This window comes from Fluviicola sp. (genome assembly GCF_030151805.1).
Classification (GTDB): Bacteria; Bacteroidota; Bacteroidia; order Flavobacteriales_D; family Crocinitomicaceae; genus Fluviicola.
On sequence record NZ_JASLCN010000087.1, the window covers coordinates 1 to 5,939 of the forward strand.

The 5,939-nt window shown below is 38.8% G+C and carries 5 protein-coding genes; 4 read left to right on the forward strand and 1 reads right to left on the reverse strand.

Annotated elements, in window-relative coordinates:
* A partial coding sequence (locus tag Q1V93_RS03375) for a carboxypeptidase regulatory-like domain-containing protein (RefSeq protein WP_300661452.1) occupies positions 1 to 1,504 on the reverse strand: 1,504 nt, incomplete at its 3' end.
* A gap of 228 nt (positions 1,505 to 1,732) precedes the next feature.
* Between Q1V93_RS03375 and Q1V93_RS03380 the strand changes: the two genes are divergently transcribed.
* The 4 genes from Q1V93_RS03380 to Q1V93_RS03395 form a co-directional block, all read left to right on the forward strand.
* On the forward strand, positions 1,733 to 2,368 hold the full coding sequence (locus Q1V93_RS03380) for a 4'-phosphopantetheinyl transferase superfamily protein (RefSeq protein WP_300661454.1): 636 nt from the start codon (positions 1,733 to 1,735) through the stop codon (positions 2,366 to 2,368).
* Positions 2,352 to 3,092: a geranylgeranylglyceryl/heptaprenylglyceryl phosphate synthase gene (locus Q1V93_RS03385; protein ID WP_300661455.1), complete on the forward strand. Its 741-nt coding sequence runs from the start codon at positions 2,352 to 2,354 to the stop codon at positions 3,090 to 3,092. Before Q1V93_RS03380 ends, Q1V93_RS03385 begins: the two co-directional genes overlap by 17 nt.
* Positions 3,093 to 3,374: 282 nt before the next feature.
* Positions 3,375 to 5,573, forward strand: coding sequence for a M43 family zinc metalloprotease (locus tag Q1V93_RS03390; protein WP_300661457.1), 2,199 nt, complete (start codon positions 3,375 to 3,377; stop codon positions 5,571 to 5,573).
* 99 nt (positions 5,574 to 5,672) lie between these two features.
* On the forward strand, positions 5,673 to 5,939 hold a 267-nt coding region (locus tag Q1V93_RS03395), incomplete at its 3' end, for a hypothetical protein (RefSeq protein ID WP_300661459.1).

Here is a 5,939-nt window from a genome sequence, read left to right on the forward strand (position 1 = left end):
CTAAGTACTCTTCCGGAGTTGCAGTTTGGTAATAATCTCCGTTTTTGAACTCATAAGTAGGACGGAAACTTCTTGTGAATTTCCCTACGTGTCCGTAAGCAAACAAATCGTACTTGTGGTTTTTATCATACTGCTCAACTTTTGTTTTGGAGTAATCCACCATGATTGAGTAGAATGCCGACTTCACTTTAGAGCTTGATCCTTCTTTATTGTTAGAGAAACGTTGTGTAAAACGACCATAAACACGATAATCCAACTGATTGTAAACTCCGAAGTTCGTGAAGTTCATCAATGAATTCGTATAATCATAGTTACTTCCGTAAGAGTAGTTCAAAGATCCACCGAATGTTAAGTTAACAGATGGCCCTGTGTTTACATCAATTTTAGCAGAAGCAGAAAGTGTAGAACGCGCTGCGTTCATTCTCCATTTTGTTTTCTCGAAATCGCTTGCACGCAAGTAGTTTGCATTGTGGAAAGTTCCGTTTCCTGTAGAACTTGCTCTAACCGGGTTTTCCAACAAATAATCTCTTGCTTCTTTTTTGATTCTGTAAGTTCCACCATTTACCGGACGGCTGTCCAATTCGTTTGTGTAGTTAACAGAAAGTAAGAATCCTAAGATTGGTCTTGTTTTTTTACCTGTAGAATCTTTTCTCATCAATAACGGTCCTGCGATCAATCCTTCTACAAGGTTGTATCCGAATTTATCCAAACCGATTACTTTTCCGTCGTACCCGTTAGGATCTTTTCCTTTAAAGTAGAATCCGGAAGTTACACCCTCAAGTGATCCGAAATACTTTGCAGAAGGTCCACGAGTTGTAACCGCGATAATACCACCAGTTGCATCACCATAGTTTGCAGGCAAACCACCTGTGATAACCGAAACTTCTTCAATCGCTGATTTAGGCAAGTTAGAAGATCCGCGCACTTTAATACCATCAATGAAGAAGTAAGTACCATCTGAACGGGAACCACGAACGGAAATGTCTCCACTTCCTTCATCTGTTTGTACACCACCTACCGTACTTGCAGCACCTGCCGCAGAACGGGTTGGCATACGTGAGAAATCTTCCCGCGTAACAGTGGCTCCTGACGGACCTCCATCCTTATTGATTAATGGAACCTTGTAGGCTACAACGACAACTTCCTCGATTTCTTTCGCATCGGTTGGAAGCCCCAGAGCAGTATTGTCCAGGAAGGTAATTCGATCAGCATTGACAACAACTCCTTTAATAGCTGTTGGCTGATAACCTTCACCCGGATTACTGATCTCAACGTCGTAGGAACCTGGCGTCAACGAGTTAAGCTGAAACTTTCCATCCATGTCGGTGGTAGTATTCCCCTTAACTGTTCCATTTTGCTTGATGACTATGATACAATCGTATATAGCCTCCTTGCTGTCCTTATCAACAACACTACCTCGGATTGTTCCCAAACCTGATTGGGAATAACCGTAAGTCACTGTCAACAAGATACTTGCAAATAACAAGTTGAGTTTACGTAACATAAGTACAGTTTAATTTTACATCATTTTTATTGTAACAAAGCGTGTAAATATAGTAATTTTCGATTTGTTAACATTTCCTAAAAAACTTTTATCATTTGTAACAAATTAACCTACATTAACTCTTTATTAACTTTTCGAGTCGCCAAAAGCCCTTATTTTTAAGGAATTGTGACAAAATATTAAATTGCCGGGGCATCATTTTTAAGCTTTCTGACATACCTTTGCGTCATGTCTAACATTTCGATTATTAATTTAAATGCGGTTTCTATTTATTTAATGGAAATCGATTTTTCGCAGTTTGAAAGCTACCAGAACTCCTTTACACCAGCGGAAAAATCAAAAATTGAGACGATCAAACACCCCGAAAAAAAACTGGAATATGCCGCTTCAAGATACCTCAAACACCAGATTTTCGGCTCCAAAAATATTCAATACGATTTATCCGGATCACCTTACATCGAGGAAGTTGGATTCATTTCCTTATCCCACTGCAACACGCACATTGCCCTGGCTGTTTGTTCGGAACATTTAATCGGAGTAGACATTGAAGAAATCAGGGAAAAGTCCGTAAAAACTTCCCGCCGTTTCATTACCGAAAATGAAAAACTTTTTTTCGATCAGACAGATCAAACCGATATGTCAACACTCTGGTCCCTGAAGGAATGTCTGTACAAATTATCCGACAGGAATCAGCTTCTTTTCCAGAAAGACATCCTCGTTTACAAAAAATCAGATCAATTTTACGGAACCATTCAAAAAACGGATGGAATTTATGAATATGAGCTTCATGTAGAGCGATTCAGGAATATTTTAATAACTTTCAATTCGGGTAAAGGAAAACTGATTCATGAACATTCTCACTAAAATACAATCCGGAACAGGCCAGCTGGCACTTCTGATCGACCCCGAAAAAACAAAAAATGAAGAACTACTGCTGGAACTGATCAAAAAGGCCGAATTTGCAGCAATTGACTTCTTTTTTATCGGTGGAAGCACAGTGACACGGAAAGAAATGGAAGCAGTTGTTTCCTTTGTAAAAGCGCATTCAGGCATTCCGGTGGTTCTTTTCCCGGGATCCAGCAATCAACTTTCCGAACAGGCAGATGCCTTGTTGTTTTTAAACCTGATTTCAGGAAGAAATCCGGATTTTTTGATCGGCCATCACGTATCTTGCGCGGAGGAAGTACTGGAAATGGACATTGAAGTCATTCCAACCTCCTATTTGCTGATCGACGGCGGAAAAATGACTTCCGTAGCTTATGTGAGTCAAACAACACCTATTCCGAGAGAGAACAAAAGTATTTCTTTGAAAACAGGAATTGCTGGGTATTTGATGGGGCAAAAACTGACATATTTTGATGCGGGCAGCGGGGCACTTCATTCGGTTCCTACTCAACTCATTGAAGAGTTAAAAAGAAAGATTGACACACCGGTTATTGTGGGAGGAGGAATCAAATCGTTAGAGCAGATAAAATCCTTTAAAAATGCGGGAGCCAATGTCATTGTGATCGGAAACAAAATCGAAGAAAACGTTGACTTTTTGCTGGATATTGAAGCATATCAAAAAAGCTCATTTCGAAACGATTAACAAAAATTTAACCGTTCAATCAGCATCAAACACACTTCACTAAATGAAGCCTTATTTAATCTTAGTGTTAAAATAATTGAATTATATTTACCCATTGCGAACAGAGAAAACTAGGAGTTCCGTGTCTTTATTCAAGTTTTAACAAACTGATTTAAAGCACATTAATTAAGTAACAAAGCCAAAAAACTCTCAAATTCAGAATGTTCGTAAATGCACATTTATTTATGGTAAAGTGTATATTAAGTTGAAAAAAACAATGTTGAATCTATTAAATTGTTAAACATGCGCAAAAAATTACTTTTGGGTGTATTTTCTTTAATTGGAATGATTTCAACTGGGAATTCATTTGCTCAGGAAACTCATTTCAATTGTGGGAGCAGTACGCAGCTTCGCAAATTATATGCCGAAAATCCAGGTTTGGAAGAGGACTATAAAAAATTGGTGAATCGCTACAAAGAAAACCGAATCATCAACGGAAAATCAACCACCGTTCGAATCATTCCTATCGTTTTCCATATTGTTCATGAATATGGTGAAGAGAATGTAAGCGACCAGCAAATTCAAAATCAGATGATGATTCTTAACCGTGATTATCAGAAATTAAACGCTGATACATCGGTTGTTATCCCAACATTTGACACAATTATCGGAGATGCTTATTTAGAATTCCGTTTAGCAACTGTTGACCCTTTCGGGAAATGTACTAACGGGATTGAGCATATCTACAATCACAACACCAATCAAGGTGACGATTATTCAAAACTACATCAGTGGGACAGAGATAAATACCTGAATGTTTGGTTGGTTAAAACAATCGGTTCTGCAGGTGTTGCAGGATACGCTTATTACCCGACAGGTGTTACTGGTACTTTGTTCTGGAGAGATGGAATTATTATCCTTCACAACTATGTTGGAAGTAACGGAACAAGTAACTTGACAAATTCACGTGCACTTACGCACGAAATTGGTCACTACTTAGGTTTGGCTCACACTTGGGGAAATAACAACGATCCGGGAAATACAGCTAGCTGTAACGAAGACGACGGTATTGAAGATACTCCGAACTGTATCGGTATGACTTCTTGTAACCTGAATCAAAACTCTTGCGTTGACGGTGCAACACCAACAGATTACTGGTATCCGAACAACGTAGTTGACAATGCTCAGAACTATATGGATTATTCCTATTGTTCTGTCATGTTTACAAGAGGACAATGTGAGTTCATGCGTAACGTGTTGGATCAACCGACAAGTGGCCGTAACAATTTGTATACTGCTGACAATTTAACTGCAACAGGTACGAGTACAATTACTCCGGTAACATGTGTTCCCGTTGCAGATTTCTATGTTGATGTAAATGGTTCTCAAGGGAATATCGGAGCTAACGCAAACGTTATGACAGCTTGTGTGAACGACCCTATCGCATTCAAAGATGTTTCATGGAAAGCAGGAGTAACTTCCTGGGAATGGAGTTTCCCTGGAGGAAGTCCGGCAACATCTACGTCTCAAAACCAAAATGTAACGTACGCTGCTCCAGGATGGTATGATGTAACTTTAAAGGTTACTAACAGTGCCGGATCAGATACAAAAACAATCAATCACATGATTTACATCCAGGGTGAATGGGCAGAATACACAGGTCCAAGAACAGAGGATTTCAATCAAAATGCAAACTTCTGGATTTCTCATAACCCGGAAGATAATGAAGGTTCTTTCCACCGTGTTAACACAGGAGGAAGAGGAAACACAGCATGTTTCAAATTAAATAACTACAAAGACATCAGCTCTGCGTTAGCATTTACAGAAGATTGGTTTTACAACGATCGTTTAGGAAATGGTAAAGATTATTTGGTTTCTCCTGCTTTTGATTTAAGAAGCACTTCTAACGTAAGCATCTCTTTTGATTACGCTTACGGTACAAAAGGAACTTCAACTGCTGAGATCACTGAAAAATTGATCGTTTACTCTTCAAGAGATTGCGGAAAAACATGGGTTCAAAGACTTTCTTTGACAGGAGCGGCATTGGTAACTGCCGGGTATGTTGGAAACACAGATTACACTCCGAACAATGATCTACAGTGGAAAACAGCTACTTTCAACTATACTCCGAACTCAACTGATAACAAAACAAAATTCAGATTTGAGTTCATTGCTTCTGATTTCTCTTCAAACTTCTTCTTTGACAACTTCAATGTTTCAGGAACTTTGGGAATCGAAGACAATGGATTGACTTCTTCTATTTCAATTGCTCCAAACCCGGTTGCTACCGGATCTGACTTGACAATTGAAGTTCCGAACAGTGAAATCGGAATGAAATTGATCGTGATGGATTTGAATGGTGCAATTGTTTCTACAACAAATGTTCCTGCTTCTTCAGGAACTCAAACAGTAAATATTCCAATGAATGTTGCAAAAGGATGTTATATCTTAAATGCAGTTCAAGGATCAGCTAAATCTACTCACCGTGTAGTAGTTTACTAATTAAGATTCAACTTATATATAAAAAATCCTCCCGGCTTGCCAGGAGGATTTTTTATTTTAACACCCGCCGGTCTGAAAGGTTTTTAGTATTTTCACTCTATGAACCAAAACGTTACATTTGCTACTCCATATCCGTTTCAAAGACCGGCATTCATTGGAGTCCGGGAATACAGCTTCATCAATTCCCTTGGCGATAAATACAGCGTTCAGTTTGTACAGAAAAACAACCGCCTCACAGATTACATCGTAGACCTGAGTCTGAAAAATCAGGATCAAGATGAATATCAAACCATGAATAACGGAGATGTTTATAAAATCATGGCAACCGTGATTTCTATTTTTCTCGATTTTATTCAGCAAACACCT